We start from the raw sequence: 16,434 nt of genomic DNA on the forward strand, positions 1-16,434 counted from the left end.
GCTAAGCATACTGATTAAATCGTTTCCATAGCGCCACTACGACGCTGAAGGTCCTTTGGAAGGAAGTGCGTCATGGGAATTCTCGGATTTCTTCTGCTCGGTCTAATTGCGGGAGCCATTGCCAAAGCCATACTTCCCGGCCGGCAGGGCGGGGGCTGGCTGATCACCCTGGTTCTGGGCGTCGTCGGAGCGATCCTTGGCGGATGGATTGGCTCACTGATCTTCGGCGGAGGCCTCGCGGAATTCTTCGACCTCAGGACCTGGCTGCTGGCCATTCTTGGCGCCCTCATCGTCTTGGGAATCTACGGGGCCGTGACCCGCAGGAGCCACGCCTGACCCGGACAGCAGGACGCGGCCGCGGCCACGTGGGGGATCCTCGATATCGTCTCCGTCGTGCAGATTCCCAGTCCGCTCGTCCCGTAGGACGGAGGAAGCTCGTGTGCCCCCGTCGTGGGAAAGCGGCCACCTCTTCGAAGCCGAGGTTGGGGATACCTTGAGCACTGGCGGCATAGATTCTGGCAGGGTATTCAAGAGAAAATGCCCTGGTCCGTACCGTCTGTGGGAGTGTAAGCGGGCTCTGCTGTGGCGGTCGTTCTTGGCCGGGCCGTGGCACCGCCGACTGAGGATCAGGCCCCAGTGCGATAGCGCTTACGAATTGTAAATATGTCTGCCCGTCTCGTCGCACTTCTTCTTTCCGGATGCTTTGGGGAATAGTTGTGAAACAGAGTCCAAAGTGGGACTCAACGGGAGGCGTCAGCTATCCGCTGTATGCCCCAACAAGACCAGGGCAGCCGGTCCCGGACCGGCTGTAGAGGATGTAGTGCCCATGGACTTTGTTCCCTCGCTCGGGACCTTCGCCGGAGCCGCATCCCTTCTCGTTCTGGCATTGGTGGCTAGCCGGCGGCGAAAGCGCAACATTCGCCGCCGGCTTCATACCAGGGACATGCAGCGCGTAGCGCTGTTCCGGATGGACAGGGAAGAGTTTCACTTGCAGGTCCGAAGAAACCCAACGAGACGACGCAAACGCCACGCTGGTGGAGGTCGTTAAGAAAAGCACGCTTTGCCAGGTGCTTTCGAATAGCAGGCACTGCGACAGCGCTCCAACTTGGGGAGCCTTTTGCCAGGATTCGGGAAAACACGGGATATGAGCGACCAGCGCCATTGCACCACGGCAATAGCGCTGTTGAGGACGGCGGAAATCATCGCCCGCGGCCGCTCTGCTGACGTACAGCTCAACGGGCACCAGCGATCCGTCTCCGGCAAGCGTGAACGACTTAGCCAGGATCCTCAGGACTACAGTGCTGCGGCCGAAAGGCGAGGTTGGATCACAAATTTTCCACCGGATGGGACAGACACTGGGGTGCCCTATGGGCGCTTTTGTTGATTCCCTTGCGGATAGTTCCTTACGTGTTTTCTGTGCCGCGCTATAAGCGGTCGTTTCGGATTTGATGCCTCTGTAAGTGATGCATGGTTTCGGTGGTCGAGGGACGCGTCGACGGATATGATTCTGGATCATGGCACCAGATCGGGACTCGGCAGGACGATCTGTTGATTCCGGACACATCACGGCCTTGATGTGGGACTGAGGTGAAGAGTGAATTCCGCCGCTGCAATCCGTGTAACTGCCGTTCGTGTGGCCGAACTGCTTGCCGAAGGTGAGCCGATGCCGGTCTACGTGCACGTCATCGACCACCCCGACGCGCGCGTGCTGGTCGACACCGGTATGACTCAACTTCATCCGGCGGTCGCCGACATGGAACCCCGCCTTTACCCCTTGAACGGGCAGGACTTCGACATCGGCAGCGTCGACATCGTCATCAACACCCACCTGCACTTTGACCACTGCGGAGGTAACCACCTCTTCGCGGGCAAGCCCACCTACGTCCAGCGTCAGGAACTCGAGGACGCCCGCAACCAAAGCGACTACACCATCCCCGAATGGGTAGACCCGCCCGGGATGCACTACATCACGGTCGAGGGTGAGCTCGAACTGCTTCCGGGGCTACGGCTCCTCCCGGCACCAGGTCACACCCGGGGCTCACAGATTGTCGTCGTTGACGGAGCAGGAGGCCCCACCATCGTCGCCGGTGACACAGCAGTTTGGTTCGACGAACTTGATAACCCCCGCACCGAGGGACAGCTGCTGATTCGCTCTCTGAATCCTGAAATGGTTTGGCTCACCCACGGGCACACGCCATGGAAACCTGGTGCCCCGGTCTCTCCGTGAACCACCCTCAACCGGTTCACACGCGGCATCGAATCGGAGGCAAGATGTGAACTATGGGCATGACGAGTCGAGGGCGCAGTGTGTTTTGAAATCCTTCGCTACACAGATTCCAGCCCCGCAACAACCCCGGCCGGGACGGCCATCTGAGAGCGCGCAAGACACCAGTGCGCAAGCTGCACCCGGCGCCTGAGCCCCAGCAGCCGTATCCGCTGATCCTCAGGCGCCGGACAGGGGATTGCTGCGCCCATGTTGTTCGGATATCCCCAGGATCAGCATGGCGCGATGCCGTCCAGTTGAGGTCTGGAGGGCGCCCACGCAAGGGGCGGCTCGCCGCGTCAAGACAGACGTCGAAATTCCCCCGCCCGGAGTTGGACATGGATCGGCAGCACCATCTGGATAGGAGTAATGCCGAACGGCTCATCGAGCAGCTCATTAATCGAGGCTTGCCCTGCCGGTTCGCCAGCCTGGTCTGTGTCCATGAGATCGAGTATGCGCGCACGCACGCTGTGAGTACTAAGACACGCACGTCAGGACGCAGCCGGAAGCTGCAGGCTATTCTTCGAAATGCGTGCGCAGTTGGGGGTTGGAGGAAACGGATTCGATGATTGATGCTGCTATGTCCCGCAATTTGATGTTGCGGGAGCTGGATGCGTTCCTCAGCATTGTCGTGGCCGCGTCCTGGCTGCATCGGTTTTGGGCCATGATGACGCCTACAGCGGTGTCTATCGCCGTTCGGTTTTTCATCGCAGCTTCCAGGTTGTGCTTTGCGTTCTGGAGCCCTGCCAGGCGCAGCTCGAGCCTGAGTGTTTTGGCTGACTGTTCACCGAACAGCTCTGCCCGGGCGATGAACTCGCTGCCGAATGCATGCGCTTGTGAGGAGTAGATGTTCAAGACTGCCGAAGTGCCCTCCTCCAGTGGAAAGGGAACAGCAAGGATTGAACCGATTCCGTGCGTGACTAGAGCCCTGGCGTACTCGGGCCAGCGATATTCACGCGAGAGGTCAGGGACGTGAATCGTTGTCCCTGTCCGCATGGCCAAGAGGCCAGGTCCGTCGCCGAAGGCGAACTGCAGTTCATCGACCTTCCCCGCTCCGGGAGAACTGCACGCTACCGTCACGGGCTTTTTAGGGCGCACCAGGGTGACGTTGCAGTAAACCTCCGAGTCAGGCGATGCGAGGAGGGAAGCACAGAGGACCGCGAGGTCGTGGAGGAACTCCTCAGCATCTGGGGTGTCCAAGACCAGGTCCTGGAGACGGGAAGTGATATTGTCCTGCAGCACCGCGGAAATAGGGGAAGCGTCCATAGTATGTCCTCACAATTCACCGTCAAGGATCTGCGGTGCGAAGACGCCCACTCCCCAGCGTCCCTTCCCGGCGTGCATCCGCAGAACGGCGCCGAAAACAAGGAAAGCCAAGCAGTTGATGTCCCCGTTCGGTTCCAATGAAACGCCTACGGACCGTCTCCCTGCACGCCTTTCCGCTACGTGCCCTTTCGGGAAATGAGCACAGACCCTTGTCTGTAGGAGGTGCCGGCGACGGCTGGGGGAGAGCCTTCGGTCTCTGAAAGACTCTGTCGTCGCCGGCACTTCCTATTCAACCGTCTGGCCCGAGGCTACCCACCAGTAGTGGGTACTCGTATCTTGGCGTGCCTAGTACCCGCGGCTGAGGACTGGCTTCACGGATCGGCAACACCGCACCCGAGATGCGGAAACGGGCAAAGGAGGTTTTGGCCCCCCTGATGCGTCACCGGTCATGGTTGGGAGCGTCGGCGCATCGTGAACCGTCGCCGGTTTGATGCCGGGGCCGTGCACGTCTTTCGGAGTGAGCCTAGGCCAAGCCGAGGGGAGCGTCTTGGGGCGGGGTGGACCTGCGGCGGTCTTCTTCGACCGCGAGTTCATACCAGGAATCTGCCTCCAGTGCGGGTGAGGGCGTGTCCAGGTTCCGGTACAGGGCATCGATGAGTTTGCTGAGCTCTTGGGCCGTCAGGGTGGGGAGGACCATTTCCGGTCCGCGGGGATCATGGATGAGGTGGGCCAGCTGCAGAGGTGTCATCCTGCGGTAGCTCGGACGTGGGGACTGCAGTGGATACTGTTCACGGAGACTCCATCAGAACGCGGTTGGGATGGGCTGGGTAGCGCCCCTGAGTGTAGGCCGCTGTGGGGAGGGCCACAATGGCCCGGGACCGGTGATCGTTCCGGCCCTTCCGATGCTCTGATAACGCTCGCTGGCACACAAGGGCAGTGCCATGTCCGCTATCGGCCCGACGATCCCGTTCCTGGCTTTGTCTTCCGTGAGGGCAGGTCCGGTGAGACGATGCGCTTATGAGCGACATACACGAAGCACGTATGCGGGATGGCCTGCACCAGCATGCGCAGGGAGCGGTGCCGAGCCCGCAGCAGATCCGGACCGTCGGGCAACGCCGACGGGAAGCGGAGGAGAAGCTGGTGCACCATCTGAACGAAGCCCGCCACAAAGACGATATCCAGGAAACCACCGACGAGGGGCCGGGCACGCCGGCAGCGGGGACGTGGATGGCGGGGACGTTGCCGCTATCAAAATGATGACCGGCTCAGTGACGCAGACCGCGTGGACCTGATCGCCAATCAGGTCATCGCCGAACAGGACGCCAACGACACACAGCATCCCCACGGCACGCCCCGAAACCGGGTTGTAACAACGCGCTGAAGCGGTGGACGGGTGGCCGGGCTATAAAGTCTCTTAGTGCTGAAACCTGCAGGGGCGCACAGTGCCCGGGGGAGGGGGAGCACGTCACCGCAGACAAATACCAAGCACGACCTGTCCTAGCCGTTGAAAGACCCTTTCGAGGGGCTTTCCCTTTTGTAGACAGCCGCGCCTCCGCCTTCGTCGACGGACTTTTTTTGGTCAGAGGTGACCTGCTGCAACGGTCACGCCGGTGTGCTCTGTGTAGCGTTTGTTAGCCGCTGGTCACTTATTTCTACGTCGTGTCAGCGCGTGGACGGGGATGGTCAGGAGCCTGACGATCCCGGCCAGAGCCAGAAGCATGGTGAAGGCAGCGAGCTGGCCGAAGAACATCAGAGCGGCCACGGCAAGCGTTCCGGCGTAGGTGAGGGCAAAGGTAAACGTTTCAGCATCAGGCATCGACGGCCATCTCCGGAAGAGTCGAAGGAAAGCGAAGCGGGACGTGCAGAGACAGGGCGTACAGGTTTCCCGGTCCCGGCAATTATCTCCCAGACAACCCGATGCCCATCCGACACCGACAAGTTCCGCCTGGCACTGGCTGATGCTGGCGTGAGGGCCAGCCAGACACGGGCATGCAGCGGGATGGCTCGGGGAACGGTATGGATACAGCCTTTTTCTGCGGCGCTGCCCGCCGTAGGCTATGGGCATCCGTCACACCCAGGAGGCACCCATGCGCACGGCAAACCCGATGACCGAAACTGAGCAGGTCCACCATCTCTCTGAGAACCTCATGACCCATCTGGCCAAGGGCAAGGAATGGGCCACGCCTGGGGCGCAGGCTGCACTGCAAAGAGCGGTGGCCGGGCTGGAAGCAGGCATTGAAACTGCATCCCCACGGCTCCAAGCGGTCTTGTATCGGCTCGCTGACGAGCTCGCGGGCGGGGTGGAAACACTGACCCCGCGGGTCCAGGAACGCTTGAAGCGGGTTGCACCGAAAGCCGCTGTTGAGGTCCCTGAGCCCGGTCGGGTTCAGGCTGGACTGCCGGCGTCGCCGAAGTGGTGGTGGATTGTCGGGCTGCTGGCCATGGTCGTGGCCGCGGTAGGCGTGTGGCGCTCCCTGAAGACACCCGATGAAGAGACCATGTCCCCGTCACCCGTGCAAGACGCGGGCGGCGCGGATTTTCAGGGTGACGCGGACCTTACCGCCGGCCGAATGTAGTCTCCAGCATCCATCTTCGTTGCCTATCGCAGCTGCAAGGGACCGTCCAGGGCTGACCGCCGCGCGCGAGCGAGAGGCGGGGATTGTCCCCCCGATAGTGTTATTCCAAGGAACCGGGACGGCGGCTTAACAAAGAGAAAGCCCACCGATGGGGGACCGGTGGGCTTTCGGTTCGACCGTATCCTTAACCTTTTTGAACATCGAGTGGAGGATCCGCGTGAGGGCCGCCGGCAATCACGAGCCCACGGGCTCACGAGCCTCTTGGAAGTGATGATGCAGCCGGCGGAAAATAGTCCAGGGCGCTGATCGGGAATAGTCGGCGAGGCTTTCGTTTTGCTTACAAAGGGGGTGGACTCTAGTGCCGAGAGTACGCTTGCCAGGCAGTATCAGAGCGCGGATCGTGCGGGGAAGTCCCGGATTCATAACGAGCTGGTCGAGCTGGCCGGGTGGCACCGCGGTAACGCAGTGCGGCCCTGCGCGGGCCCCCGACTGAAGGTCAGGTCGACCGGGCAGGGGGGCCGTTCCACGGCCCGGATCAAAGCCTGAGCTACCGGTCGCTGTCCAAGAGCCAGGATCCATCCATTGCAGACTCCGGCTCTGACCCCTTAATTTTGCGTATCAGGATGGCGAACGGTAACAGCAGCAGTTGGAGAACACCACCTGCCATCAACAGCGCAACTATCAGGACGATAATCGGCGAGTACAGGAGGAATACCCCGGCAAGGGTTGCAACGTACGCCGATATGAACCCGAGAATGGTCCCGGCATCCATTTTCTGCTCCCAATTTATTCGATGATCGCACTAGGCCCGGATGATGCTATTTAAGTGTTGACCGCCCGGCCAGCGGCAGGACATTCACCTGCTCTTAGGGTAGAACCTGACGCCGTTCGCTGCTAGGTTTCGGCGGGGAATCCACGGTGGTATCCGTTCTGCGAGTCTTGATGTGGGGGACCATTTCATTAGGGGCCGGCCTCACCTCTTTAAACACTGACTAAAGGGCCTCGCTGCGCCCGCCCTGTAGAAGCGTTTTTCTGTTTTTTGCTGCTGTCCTGCGGATCGCACGTGCCCGCATTATCCAACGGAGACAGCCCGTACCGCGTGAATACTACGACCAAAAGGGACTTGAGACTGGTGAGGCCGACCCCACCCCGGCCGGGAATCGAGTATTACAGTGGATGCATGGCTCCCAGCCGCCATCCGCTCGACGACCTGCGCGAAACCCTCGGCCATCTGGCCGATCAGCTCAAGCTGCCCAGTTCAGAGCGCGTCGACGACCTGGTCGGCGATCTCATCGGTGCCAGGCCCGGGCCGGCCCGGCCGCTGTCCGAGGTCCAGGCCGAGCTCGACGCGCTGGTCGGACTGGAGACCGTGAAGGAACAGGTGCGGGCCCTCGTCGCACTGCTCCAGGTCCAGGCCCGCCGTAAGGCGCACGGCCTGCCTGAGGTGGCCACATCACAGCATCTGGTGTTTCTCGGAAACCCTGGCACGGGCAAGACCACTGTGGCGCGGCTCCTGGCCGAGATGTACCGTGCGGTCGGTCTGCTGCAGAAAGGCCATCTGGTCGAGGTCGACCGTTCGGGCCTGGTGGGGCAGTACGTCGGCGCGACCGCCATCAAGACGGACCGGGTGATCCGGCGTGCGCTGGACGGCGTCCTGTTCATCGACGAGGCCTACGCGCTGGCCCCGGAGGACGGCCGGATGGACTTCGGCCCCGAGGCGATCGAGGTCCTGCTCAAGCGGATGGAGGACCACCGCCACCGCCTCGTCGTGATTGTGGCCGGGTACCCGCGGCTGATGGAGTCCTTCTTGCTCTCGAACCCCGGACTGCGCTCCCGGTTCGCCCGAGAGATCACGTTCCCCGACTACTCCGTCGACGCACTCCAGACGATCTTCCACCAGATGCTGGCCCAGCACGAGTACACGCTGGGGCCGGGTGCGGACCAGATGCTGCGCCGCATCCTCACCGGGCTTCACGCGGGCGAGGACTCCGGCAACGCACGGTTCGCCCGCACGCTGTTCGAGCAGGCGCTCAACCGCCAGGCGCTGCGGCTGTCGCTCGACGAGGAACGAAGTCTCGACGCGCTCGATCGTGAGGCCGTCATGACGCTCACCGCGGACGACATCGTCGAGGCCGCGCTGGCCTTGGGCGAGGAGCCGGAGCCGGAACCGACGCCGGAACCGGAGCGGTCACGTTGCTGGCGCTGGCTGGTCTGACCGGATCTGCGGCGGCTGTCAGGCGAAGACGCGTACCGCCCCCGAGCGGGAAGAGCACAACTAGTCCACTATCGTGCAACCGGAGGACAGCCTTTCTACCACCCCAAGCTTGCTCGCTACGGCCAAGAAGCAGGCGGAGCGGATTCGAGGGTGACGCGAACCTAACCGCCGGCCGTATGTAGTCTCCGGCATCCATCTTCGTTGCTTATCGCAGCTGAAAGGGATTCGGATGTCCGACACCTATGACGTCGCTGTAGTCAGAGAGTTCGACGCTCCGCCGAGGCAAGAAAGTAAGCTTGCTTACAACTTGCCGGGAGAAGGATCCCGGCCGTGGATAGGGGAGTGACATGTACAAGGACGTGAACAGCTCTCCCGCCGCCGGGGTGCAGGGAGAACTGCAACAGGACCGGTATGTCGGTGGCCAGGACTTAACGCGCTGGGACAACTCCCTTGGGCGGTTCCTGGCTCGCATGGTCCAGCGCATCAGTGCCGTCCTGGGACCGCATTCCGCCCTGATTCTCATCCTGGCGGCGGGAGCGGTGATAGCGGTAGCCCTCACCGCAGTCTTCGCTCAGGTCTACGAGTCGGTGGTCAATGCTGACGGAGTGGCAGGATTGGATCATCCGGTGCTGGACGCAGCGATGGGCGTCCGTTCCCCCGCGCTGAATGGGCTGGTGACGGCCTATACGGACATCGGGGGCACCATTGGAATGCCCATCCTGGCCTTGGCCGTAATGCTCTTCCTGGCGTTCCGCCGCCGCTCCTGGACCCCGGTGATCCTGATCGTCACGGCCGCGGCGGGGTCGCTCCTGATGACGATTGCCGGCAAGCAGTTGGTTGGCAGGACGCGTCCGCCGTTGACCGACGCTGTTCCGCCGTACGAGTATTCAGCGTCGTTTCCCAGTGGGCATTCACTGAACTCGGTGGTGATCGCGGGAATCGTGGCCTACCTGATAATTCTTCGCCTGAAGTCACCCCGGAGGAGGTTTCTCGTGGCGGCCCTGGCCGCTGCATTTGCGCTGACCATCGGATTGAGCAGGGTCTATCTGGGCCACCACTGGCTTACCGACGTTTTGGCCGCGTGGTGCCTCGGGGCTGCGTGGCTGGCCCTGGTGATCACCGCGCACCGGCTCTATCTGACCGCCCGGAAACACCGAGCCTCGTCCGAGGATGCGCAGGTGCCGAACTCACCAAGCGTCGGCTAGAGGAAGAGGCGGCGGAAGGCGAACCGTAAGGAGTCAAGGTGGAGCCGAGAGTAGGTTCCTGCAGAGCCGGGCGCGGCCGGAATGGATCCTGCAGTTTCGTATGCGGACCCGTCGTTTTCGCGGCGGGTGCCCGACCAGGCAACACTCCTGCCTGTGCTGGTTTTTGCCGCTACCCCAGGACGTGGGAAGGAAGCGGGGGGCGCGCAGCGTTCCGATCCTTGGTACGCCCTGTGGCTACCAATGCCGCCCCGCTGCGCCGTGATGCGGGCGGTCACTGTTCTCGTCCAGAAAAGCGGCCCCCATGCACTTGATAATACTAAGTAGCCTTGCTTTCAATGCTAAGCATGCTTACCATATTAAGGCAGTTGCAGCGGACCTCAAGCAGATGGGGGATGCCACCTGCCGCGGCTGATGAATCGCCGTCGGACGGGTGGCCCTACCGCAACAGCTCAGCGCAAAGACGCCATCCAAGGGAGAACTCATGCTCACGAGGGAAAACATCGAAGTCCTGCTCAACAAGGGCGGAAACGTCATCGGATCCGACGGCGCGAAAATCGGCTCGATCGGCCAGCTCTACGCCGACGACGACACCGGCGAGCCCACTTGGGTCACCGTCAAGACGGGACTGTTTGGCACGTCCCAGTCCTTCGTTCCGGTTGAGGGTTCCAGGTCCGAAGGTAATGACCTGGTGGTCCCGTATACAAAGGACCATGTCAAGGACGCCCCGCGCGTGGAGACGGACGGTCATCTGGAGCCGGAAGAGGAAGACCGCCTCTATGCCCACTACGAACGGGGCGCAAGCACCTACTCGCAAACACGCTCCGATACTGACAGGGATGTTGACGCTGACAGGGCCGTTCGCGATGCCGGCGATGCCGATCTTAACGCAGGCACGCGGAACGAGGGTGCGGTCGGTCACGACACGTCCGGTCCCACTACGGATGGCGCCATGACCCGATCCGAAGAACGCCTGAACGTGGGCACGGAGCGTCAGGCCACCGGCCGCGTCCGGCTCCGCAAGTACGTCGTCACGGAAAACGTGACGCAAACGGTTCCTGTGAAGCGGGAGGAAGTCCGCCTGGAGCGGGAGCCCATCACGGACGCCAACCGCGGGGCCGCACTCTCGGGCCCGGACATCAGCGAGGAGGAGCACGAGGTGATCCTGCACGAGGAGCGTCCCGTGGTCGAGAAGGAAACGGTGCCGGTCGAGCGTGTCCGGCTGAATAAGGAAACCGTCACGGACGACGTCACCATCGATGAGGAAGTCCGCAAGGAACGCATCGAATCCGACGACGTGGACGAAACCCGCCGCTAATCGGGCATTAAGGCGCCGCAGCCACGCCGCGGCACAAAATAATGCGAGCGACGCCGGGAGCCGCCTCGAGCGGCCCCGGCCTCTTCATGGTGTTATTGCCTGGCCACCTGTTGGCAGGGCAATAACACTATGAAGCCGTAACGGCTGCAGAAGCCCTGGGGAGCGCCGCGCTGTGCCGTCCCTGCTCCCAGACACCCAGCCAAGTCTGGTGCCATTCGAATCCGTCCATCGCGTTCTGGTAAGGCAATCCGCTGTCGGTGTCTTCGAGCACGCGTTCTTCAAGCCTGCCGCGCCAGCCGTAGGCAAGGGTCAAGACCATACAGGTTCTGAATGACTTCCACTTGGTCCAGCAGGCACCGAACCGCCAACTCCTGGGCCACGCACGAGGGATGGGTCCAGCCGCCAGCACGCGTTCCAAATGGAGAAGCAGCTTGAAGATTTCCTGGTCCGCCGCCGGTTCATGAAGTACCGGGTCGAATTCCATCTGGAAGCCGCAGAGTAGAGGGGGCCGACGGAGGCTGGGGGTGGTGTGCATGGTCGCAGACCGCACCACTCACCGCCGACCCCTGTTCTCCACCTTATGAGGACGCCCGGGGCAGGCAGAAGAGTACTGACTTACCTGATTCGACTGTGTACGACGACCCTCCGAGACGGCCGAACGCGCCGCACCGTTAGTCTCCTCGGTGTTCTGGTCCCATGCCACCGACCGGTGTTGTTGTCGGCACTCTTACGGGGTGCTCTCACCCCTTCACGGCGTTCTGAGCGGGCGAGATGGGCAAGCAGGCTCCAAGTGAATGCGATCCACAGAACCGCCGCCGCGAGGACGATACAGATCAGAGTCAGAGGATGCATGTGGTCCTCCACGGGATACCTCGGTGTGGGGCGGAACGCTACCGGCCCGGCTGTTTTGGTCCCACCTTCAGGAGGCCTGCTTGAATGATCTCAGGTTCGTTGTCCCTCCGGAAGTGGCTCAAACCCGGGGACCACTGCCGGGTTTGAGCTAAGGCGTTGGGCGGAGATTTCAGGCACCCTTGAGGAACCAGACGGCGGACACAGCAGTGTCAACGCCGTCGGTGACACCTACGCGCAAGCCAAGGCAGGCCCTGGAAGCGATGGTCCCTGAGGGCCACAAGCTCATCGTCATCCGGATGCTTAACGCTCATCTCCCGATGTCAGGGGAGGCACCGCAGCAGCAGATCTGTGGTCTGCTGGCTGCATCGCGTGATCCGCGGCAGGTGCACCGCCGCCATCGGGGGCAAAGCTCTTTCGGGTTCCTGATCGTTCACGGCCCGAAGGGAAAGCTCCAATTCCAGGGCAAGGCCCGCGAGCCTCTCTGCGCCGACCATCTGCGCGGACGTCTTCAGGCTCAGCGCAGCATCCAGCGCGCCCGCCAGGTCTCCGGTCGTCAGCCAGTTGGACCCGGCGGATCCTGTCGGGCAGCAGCGCAATGAAATTCTGAACGAACACCCTCCAGACGCTGTCGTCCTCGCCGAGTCCCTCACGAAGCTTCTCCAGCACCGCAGCATCGAAGAGTGGCGGCGCTTTGACGCTGGCGCCATTCTGCTGAAGTGCCCGGTATCCTTCCAGATTCAAACTCATAATCAGCCCCTGAGAGTCGCCACATTTACCAACGTCCCCCAGGACTTAGGAGGGACGATACGCGGCATGGCAGACCGGAGACACGAGTAGGCGGTACTCGAGTTTTCATGCCGCCATATCCTACTTATCCGTGAAGCCGTTCCGGGCTTCCGCTATTACGTCAGGGGTGTAGGCGCACAGCGCTGATACTTCGGACTCCAGGTGCCGAGAAGTGATCATGGCCGGGCCGAACTGTCCTTCCCGGACGAGCATTTCAAGTTCCAGGCAGCATGCCTCAGCACTGAGGGCGCCGGCCATTGACGACGTGATTTTCAGGCTCAGAATGGCATCGACGGATGCCTTCTTGTCGTATCCGTGCAGGGCGGTCAGAATCCTTTGCAGACGGCCGGGCAACATTTCGAGATAGGCCTCGAGGAATTTCAAGGCCTCATCCGGGTCTTCCAGCTGATCGGCCAGGTCGTAGATCCGGTCAAGATACAGCGGCGCCAGGAGCCGCTCAGGCAAGTCCCTCTGCCTCCGCCTTAGCTTGAGGCGTCTCTGGGAACGCGGCGACAGCCAGGACCAGCAGGCGGGTGATGAGCAGGGACAGGGTCCGGCGGAGGATCCGTGCCGCCGGCCAGGAACCCGTGCGAGGGCTCACCTTATGTTGCGGCCGTGCTTCACCCTGATGGGCGATTGAGGTGAATTTGATGGCGGTGCTCATGGGGGTGGGCCCCTCGTTCCGGAGACTGGCGGATTACTTGGTGGTGGCTGTCCGCTGGGTGGCGGTGGAGTCGAAGCCGATGGTGCTGCTGAGGCCCTGGAGCTCGTTTCGGTGCGGTGTCCGGCAGGGTCGTGGTGACCTTCAGGTCCTCGGTCATGCCGGCAGTCAGTGCGGTGAGGTTGGCCAGTGTCTTCGGGGTCACCGTGAGGATGTGGGAGTTGGCCAGCATAAACGGTGGAGACGCCTCCACAAGTGTACGGTGCTGCCGAGCCGGTCCCTGCTGCCCTGCAGTTCTCGACGTGCCGACGGTCTACGCACCGACCAGCGGAGCCCCGAGCGCGACCTGGAGTTACAGCACAGAGCGTACAGCGTGGGATAAGCGTCGGACCCGTACCTAGACTTTATTGCAAAATGCATCCTTTATTAGAAATCAATAAAGTGAAGTAAACCTTGTAAGATTCGTAACATGGACCCAGTGAACAACCCCTACACTCCGAACGCCGGCGCTACACCGGAGATTGTCATCGGCCGTGACGATCTCCTTGAGGACTTCCGGATCCTCCTGCGGAGACTCGACAAGGGCCGCACCAATCAATCCATGATCGTCACCGGCCTACGCGGCGTGGGCAAAACCGTGTTGCTGGGGGAGTTCCGTCAGATCGCCGAAGAGTTCAAATGGAAGGTCCTGGAACTCGAGGCCAGCAAACACGATGACGACCACTTCCGGAGGACGATCTACTCGCAGTTGCGGGCCGCGCTCTACCAAATTTCACCACGAGCCAAGTGGGGAGACAAAGCACGGAAGGCTGCCCAGGTCCTGCAGTCCTTCAGCCTTTCCATCGATCCTTCCTCGGGTATCCCGACCCTGTCACTCGATGTCGACGCCGCCGAAGGATTCGCCGATCACGGCAGTCTTACCCTGGACCTGACGGACGTCCTGGTGTCGATAGGCGAAGCCGCCAGGGAACACGGGACGGGCCTGGTGCTCCTGTTCGACGAGGTCCAGTTCCTGAGCCAATCACAACTCGAAGCCGTCATCCAGGCGATCCACAAATCGGTGCAGAGAAAACTCCCGGTTACGTTTGTCGGGGCCGGGTTACCCCAGATCGCCGAGCTTGCCGGCGACGCAAAATCCTACGCCGAGCGGCTCTTCAAGTTCCCGAAACTCGGATCCCTGGATTTCGAAGATGCCAAGAAAGCGTTGGCCGAGCCAGCGCACATCGAACATGTGCACTTCGAGGACGATGCACTGGTCAGGGCCTTCGACCTCACTGAAGGCTACCCATACTTCGTGCAGGAACTTGGGTACCAAGTGTGGGCAGTCGCAGACGGCGACTCCATCACCTTGGAAGATGTTGAGGATGCCAAGGACGCCTACGAGGCAAAACTTGATTCCTCGTTCTTCCGCGTCCGGCTCGACAGGGCCACCCAGCTGCAGATCGCCTACATGCGCGCGATGGCACAGCTGGGCCCCGACTCCCAAAAGGCCGCCGACGTCGCCGCCGTCATGGGACGCGAGTCCACCCAGCTGGCCCCCACACGGTCAGAACTCATCAGCATGGGCCTGCTCTATACGCCCGCCCACGGCTACGCGGGCTTCACGGTTCCGCACTTTGACCGGTTCATGCTGCGCGCCGTCCCGCACCTGGACGTCCCGCCTGTTCAAAAGAGGCGCACGAAACCGAAGAAATAAACTCCCGTCCAGGTGACGTGTTTCACCGGGCGGGAACAACAAGTCCCAGCGGGAAACGACACCCGCAGACTCAAGATCCATCAGTCTTCACCCGCACTGGTGCATCACCGTCCAGACTGCAAACCCCGTCAGATTGGCATATAGGAGTGGCGCGGAGGGCGTCTAGGAAACGCTTTCCGGACCCTATTCTGACGGTGTACGAGCCGTAGCCTGACGTCAGGTTGGGGTGTACCTAACGGGACAGGGAAGTTTGAAAAGAACGCGACCTTACCGCGCTGGCAGCCTCCCACAGATCCATTGCGAAGTCCTCGTCCCGTCCGCGTCGACACCAGGCCGCCGGTACGGACGCCGTCAGCGGCGGCGACTCAGGACGACTTGGTCTTAGGGGAAGGTGCGATCAAGCTCAGAAGGCTGAAGCCATCGCTCACGTGAAAGAGCCGGCGTTCACCAGAGTCGGAGGTAACCCAGATAACGCTGCCATCTGGGGTCTTGGCATCAAGAGTTCCACACTGGGGCATACCGCCCGGCTTTATGAGGCAGACATAGGTGCCTATGGCTGCCATCCACCCGGGGTCCGGGTCAGTGAGTACGGTTTCGTCGATAGTTGTCATCTTTTTTCCTGGTCAGTGATTTCCGCGGGTAACCGATTGATCTTTAGCGAGCTCGTGCTTGCGGTGTTGGAAGAGAATTCTATTGCGCACCAGAAGCAGGGCCGATGAGGGCCTCTCACTGCTCCATGTGGGAGCGGCTTGAGTCCACATTCTTGCTTTCGATGATGCGGATTTTGCGGTCTAGCAGCCTTGAGAGGCGTATCGCAATTCAGGCTCGAAGTGTGCATTTTCAAGTCTGTCCTTCACCAAGGACAGGAACTCAAGCACCTCTGTATTGCTGAACACCTGCTGGTTAAAAAGAAGGCTTAGGCTAATAATGTTCTTTGGCCCAGCTTCATCGCTCGCTGGGGGCGTCTGTACGACGTGTCCAAATCCGAAGACCACGGGGACAGGGGCGCCAGCATGTCTTGCATCCACCGGGAACTCAGGGTCGCGCAAACTCACGATGGAAAATCCGGGTACGGATGCCCCGGGGGACTCCGTCTGGGGTGACTTTCCGCTTCTGCGAATTGCACGCGCTATTCCCGCCAAGGACAAATGATGGGCGTCCCTGACAGTAACCTGATCATCAACGGAGGCTGTGGGGGAAATTGCGAGGGTGACCGATGCGTAATCTTTCTCCGACTGCTTCGCTGGATGGTTCCGCGGGCTGAACTGCGGGTATGCCCTCAATGCGTCAGTGACAGCGCGCGCTACGAAAGTATGTTCTGTGAGTTCAACCCCTTCGATAGCTCGGAACCCTGCGCTGTAACTACACAACAGGGACCTGACGGCAGTTACGTCTGCTTCGCAGGTTTGAATCCCGTTAGCGTCTTCGGCTCGTTCGTCAGAAATGGGGTCTGGGTGGTTTTGCCCTGCCCCATCTTCCGTTGCTTTGATCAACGCGCCCGGCTGCGTCTCGGCTGCGATGGAACCAATAGGTTGTCCAATCACGGCAGCTACACCCGCTGTGACATGGTGCGTCAACAAGCCGCTCGCCGGCGCGAGC

The 16,434-nt window shown here is 61.4% G+C and carries 17 protein-coding genes; 8 read left to right on the forward strand and 9 right to left on the reverse strand.

Annotated features, from left to right (window positions below; genetic code table 11):
* Positions 1 to 72: 72 nt before the first annotated feature.
* Positions 73 to 336, forward strand: a complete 264-nt coding sequence (locus ACZY1F_RS18070) for a GlsB/YeaQ/YmgE family stress response membrane protein (RefSeq protein WP_463943602.1) — start codon at positions 73 to 75, stop codon at positions 334 to 336.
* A gap of 421 nt (positions 337 to 757) precedes the next feature.
* Here the strand turns inward: ACZY1F_RS18070 and ACZY1F_RS18075 are convergent, their stop codons facing one another.
* Positions 758 to 1,243, reverse strand: a complete 486-nt coding sequence (locus ACZY1F_RS18075) for a hypothetical protein (protein ID WP_463943604.1) — start codon at positions 1,241 to 1,243, stop codon at positions 758 to 760.
* Between the two features lie 351 nt (positions 1,244 to 1,594).
* Between ACZY1F_RS18075 and ACZY1F_RS18080 the strand changes: the two genes are divergently transcribed.
* Complete coding sequence (locus ACZY1F_RS18080; protein ID WP_463943605.1) at positions 1,595 to 2,227, forward strand: MBL fold metallo-hydrolase; 633 nt, start codon at positions 1,595 to 1,597, stop codon at positions 2,225 to 2,227.
* A gap of 335 nt (positions 2,228 to 2,562) precedes the next feature.
* On the opposite strand, the gene ACZY1F_RS18085 is transcribed toward ACZY1F_RS18080, so the two are convergent.
* From ACZY1F_RS18085 to ACZY1F_RS18095, 3 genes are all read right to left on the reverse strand, one after another.
* Positions 2,563 to 2,706 carry a hypothetical protein gene (locus ACZY1F_RS18085; protein ID WP_463943607.1) on the reverse strand — a complete coding sequence of 48 codons (144 nt, stop codon included), beginning with the start codon at positions 2,704 to 2,706 and terminating at the stop codon, positions 2,563 to 2,565.
* A gap of 73 nt (positions 2,707 to 2,779) precedes the next feature.
* Entirely contained in the window at positions 2,780 to 3,529 is a 750-nt protein-coding gene (locus tag ACZY1F_RS18090) for an ANTAR domain-containing protein (protein ID WP_463943609.1), read from the reverse strand.
* A 523-nt stretch (positions 3,530 to 4,052) separates the two neighbouring features.
* A complete protein-coding gene (locus ACZY1F_RS18095; protein WP_463943610.1) occupies positions 4,053 to 4,277 on the reverse strand; it encodes a hypothetical protein in 225 nt (74 codons plus the stop codon).
* A 269-nt stretch (positions 4,278 to 4,546) separates the two neighbouring features.
* On the opposite strand from ACZY1F_RS18095, the gene ACZY1F_RS18100 reads away from it, so the two are divergent.
* Positions 4,547 to 4,786, forward strand: coding sequence for a hypothetical protein (locus ACZY1F_RS18100; RefSeq protein WP_463943612.1), 240 nt, complete (start codon positions 4,547 to 4,549; stop codon positions 4,784 to 4,786).
* Positions 4,787 to 5,171: 385 nt separating this feature from the next.
* On the opposite strand, the gene ACZY1F_RS18105 is transcribed toward ACZY1F_RS18100, so the two are convergent.
* Positions 5,172 to 5,345, reverse strand: coding sequence for a hypothetical protein (locus tag ACZY1F_RS18105; RefSeq protein WP_463943613.1), 174 nt, complete (start codon positions 5,343 to 5,345; stop codon positions 5,172 to 5,174).
* 271 nt (positions 5,346 to 5,616) lie between these two features.
* Here ACZY1F_RS18105 and ACZY1F_RS18110 point away from each other — a divergent pair, with 271 nt between their 5' ends.
* Positions 5,617 to 6,105, forward strand: coding sequence for a hypothetical protein (locus tag ACZY1F_RS18110; protein ID WP_463943614.1), 489 nt, complete (start codon positions 5,617 to 5,619; stop codon positions 6,103 to 6,105).
* A gap of 547 nt (positions 6,106 to 6,652) precedes the next feature.
* Here the strand turns inward: ACZY1F_RS18110 and ACZY1F_RS18115 are convergent.
* A complete protein-coding gene (locus ACZY1F_RS18115; protein ID WP_463943616.1) occupies positions 6,653 to 6,877 on the reverse strand; it encodes a hypothetical protein in 225 nt (74 codons plus the stop codon).
* Positions 6,878 to 7,285: 408 nt separating this feature from the next.
* Here ACZY1F_RS18115 and ACZY1F_RS18120 point away from each other — a divergent pair, with 408 nt between their 5' ends.
* From ACZY1F_RS18120 to ACZY1F_RS18130, 3 genes are all read left to right on the forward strand, one after another.
* Positions 7,286 to 8,320, forward strand: coding sequence for an AAA family ATPase (locus ACZY1F_RS18120; protein WP_463943618.1), 1,035 nt, complete (start codon positions 7,286 to 7,288; stop codon positions 8,318 to 8,320).
* A gap of 347 nt (positions 8,321 to 8,667) precedes the next feature.
* Complete coding sequence (locus tag ACZY1F_RS18125; protein WP_463943619.1) at positions 8,668 to 9,525, forward strand: phosphatase PAP2 family protein; 858 nt, start codon at positions 8,668 to 8,670, stop codon at positions 9,523 to 9,525.
* A 481-nt stretch (positions 9,526 to 10,006) separates the two neighbouring features.
* On the forward strand, positions 10,007 to 10,840 hold the full coding sequence (locus ACZY1F_RS18130; RefSeq protein WP_463943621.1) for a PRC and DUF2382 domain-containing protein: 834 nt from the start codon (positions 10,007 to 10,009) through the stop codon (positions 10,838 to 10,840).
* Positions 10,841 to 10,967: 127 nt separating this feature from the next.
* Here ACZY1F_RS18130 and ACZY1F_RS18135 read toward each other — a convergent pair whose 3' ends face one another.
* From ACZY1F_RS18135 to ACZY1F_RS18145, 3 genes are all read right to left on the reverse strand, one after another.
* On the reverse strand, positions 10,968 to 11,159 hold the full coding sequence (locus tag ACZY1F_RS18135) for a hypothetical protein (protein ID WP_463943622.1): 192 nt from the start codon (positions 11,157 to 11,159) through the stop codon (positions 10,968 to 10,970).
* Between the two features lie 1,400 nt (positions 11,160 to 12,559).
* Complete coding sequence (locus ACZY1F_RS18140) at positions 12,560 to 12,943, reverse strand: Hpt domain-containing protein (protein ID WP_463943624.1); 384 nt, start codon at positions 12,941 to 12,943, stop codon at positions 12,560 to 12,562.
* Positions 12,936 to 13,142 (reverse strand): hypothetical protein, encoded by a 207-nt coding sequence (locus tag ACZY1F_RS18145; protein ID WP_463943626.1) that lies wholly within the window; start codon positions 13,140 to 13,142, stop codon positions 12,936 to 12,938. The genes ACZY1F_RS18140 and ACZY1F_RS18145 overlap by 8 nt, the downstream gene beginning before the upstream one ends.
* A 466-nt stretch (positions 13,143 to 13,608) precedes the next feature.
* Here ACZY1F_RS18145 and ACZY1F_RS18150 point away from each other — a divergent pair, with 466 nt between their 5' ends.
* The gene (locus ACZY1F_RS18150; protein WP_463943628.1) at positions 13,609 to 14,835 is read left to right on the forward strand and encodes an ATP-binding protein; all 1,227 of its coding nucleotides are present in this window, start codon (positions 13,609 to 13,611) and stop codon (positions 14,833 to 14,835) included.
* The last annotated feature ends 1,599 nt before the right edge of the window (positions 14,836 to 16,434 follow it).

This window comes from Pseudarthrobacter xylosi (assembly GCF_055412765.1).

Bases quoted from the DNA above. Each gene is read 5' to 3' on its own strand.
- ACZY1F_RS18070 (WP_463943602.1), top strand. From the start codon at position 73: ATGGGAATTCTCGGATTTCTTCTGCTCGGTCTAATTGCGGGAGCCATT.
- ACZY1F_RS18085 (WP_463943607.1), bottom strand. From the start codon at position 2,706: ATGGACACAGACCAGGCTGGCGAACCGGCAGGGCAAGCCTCGATTAAT.
- ACZY1F_RS18090 (WP_463943609.1), bottom strand. From the start codon at position 3,529: ATGGACGCTTCCCCTATTTCCGCGGTGCTGCAGGACAATATCACTTCC.
- ACZY1F_RS18095 (WP_463943610.1), bottom strand. From the start codon at position 4,277: ATGACACCTCTGCAGCTGGCCCACCTCATCCATGATCCCCGCGGACCG.
- ACZY1F_RS18100 (WP_463943612.1), top strand. From the start codon at position 4,547: ATGAGCGACATACACGAAGCACGTATGCGGGATGGCCTGCACCAGCAT.
- ACZY1F_RS18105 (WP_463943613.1), bottom strand. From the start codon at position 5,345: ATGCCTGATGCTGAAACGTTTACCTTTGCCCTCACCTACGCCGGAACG.
- ACZY1F_RS18110 (WP_463943614.1), top strand. From the start codon at position 5,617: ATGCGCACGGCAAACCCGATGACCGAAACTGAGCAGGTCCACCATCTC.
- ACZY1F_RS18115 (WP_463943616.1), bottom strand. From the start codon at position 6,877: ATGGATGCCGGGACCATTCTCGGGTTCATATCGGCGTACGTTGCAACC.
- ACZY1F_RS18120 (WP_463943618.1), top strand. From the start codon at position 7,286: ATGGCTCCCAGCCGCCATCCGCTCGACGACCTGCGCGAAACCCTCGGC.
- ACZY1F_RS18125 (WP_463943619.1), top strand. From the start codon at position 8,668: ATGTACAAGGACGTGAACAGCTCTCCCGCCGCCGGGGTGCAGGGAGAA.
- ACZY1F_RS18130 (WP_463943621.1), top strand. From the start codon at position 10,007: ATGCTCACGAGGGAAAACATCGAAGTCCTGCTCAACAAGGGCGGAAAC.
- ACZY1F_RS18135 (WP_463943622.1), bottom strand. From the start codon at position 11,159: ATGGTCTTGACCCTTGCCTACGGCTGGCGCGGCAGGCTTGAAGAACGC.
- ACZY1F_RS18145 (WP_463943626.1), bottom strand. From the start codon at position 13,142: ATGAGCACCGCCATCAAATTCACCTCAATCGCCCATCAGGGTGAAGCA.
- ACZY1F_RS18150 (WP_463943628.1), top strand. From the start codon at position 13,609: ATGGACCCAGTGAACAACCCCTACACTCCGAACGCCGGCGCTACACCG.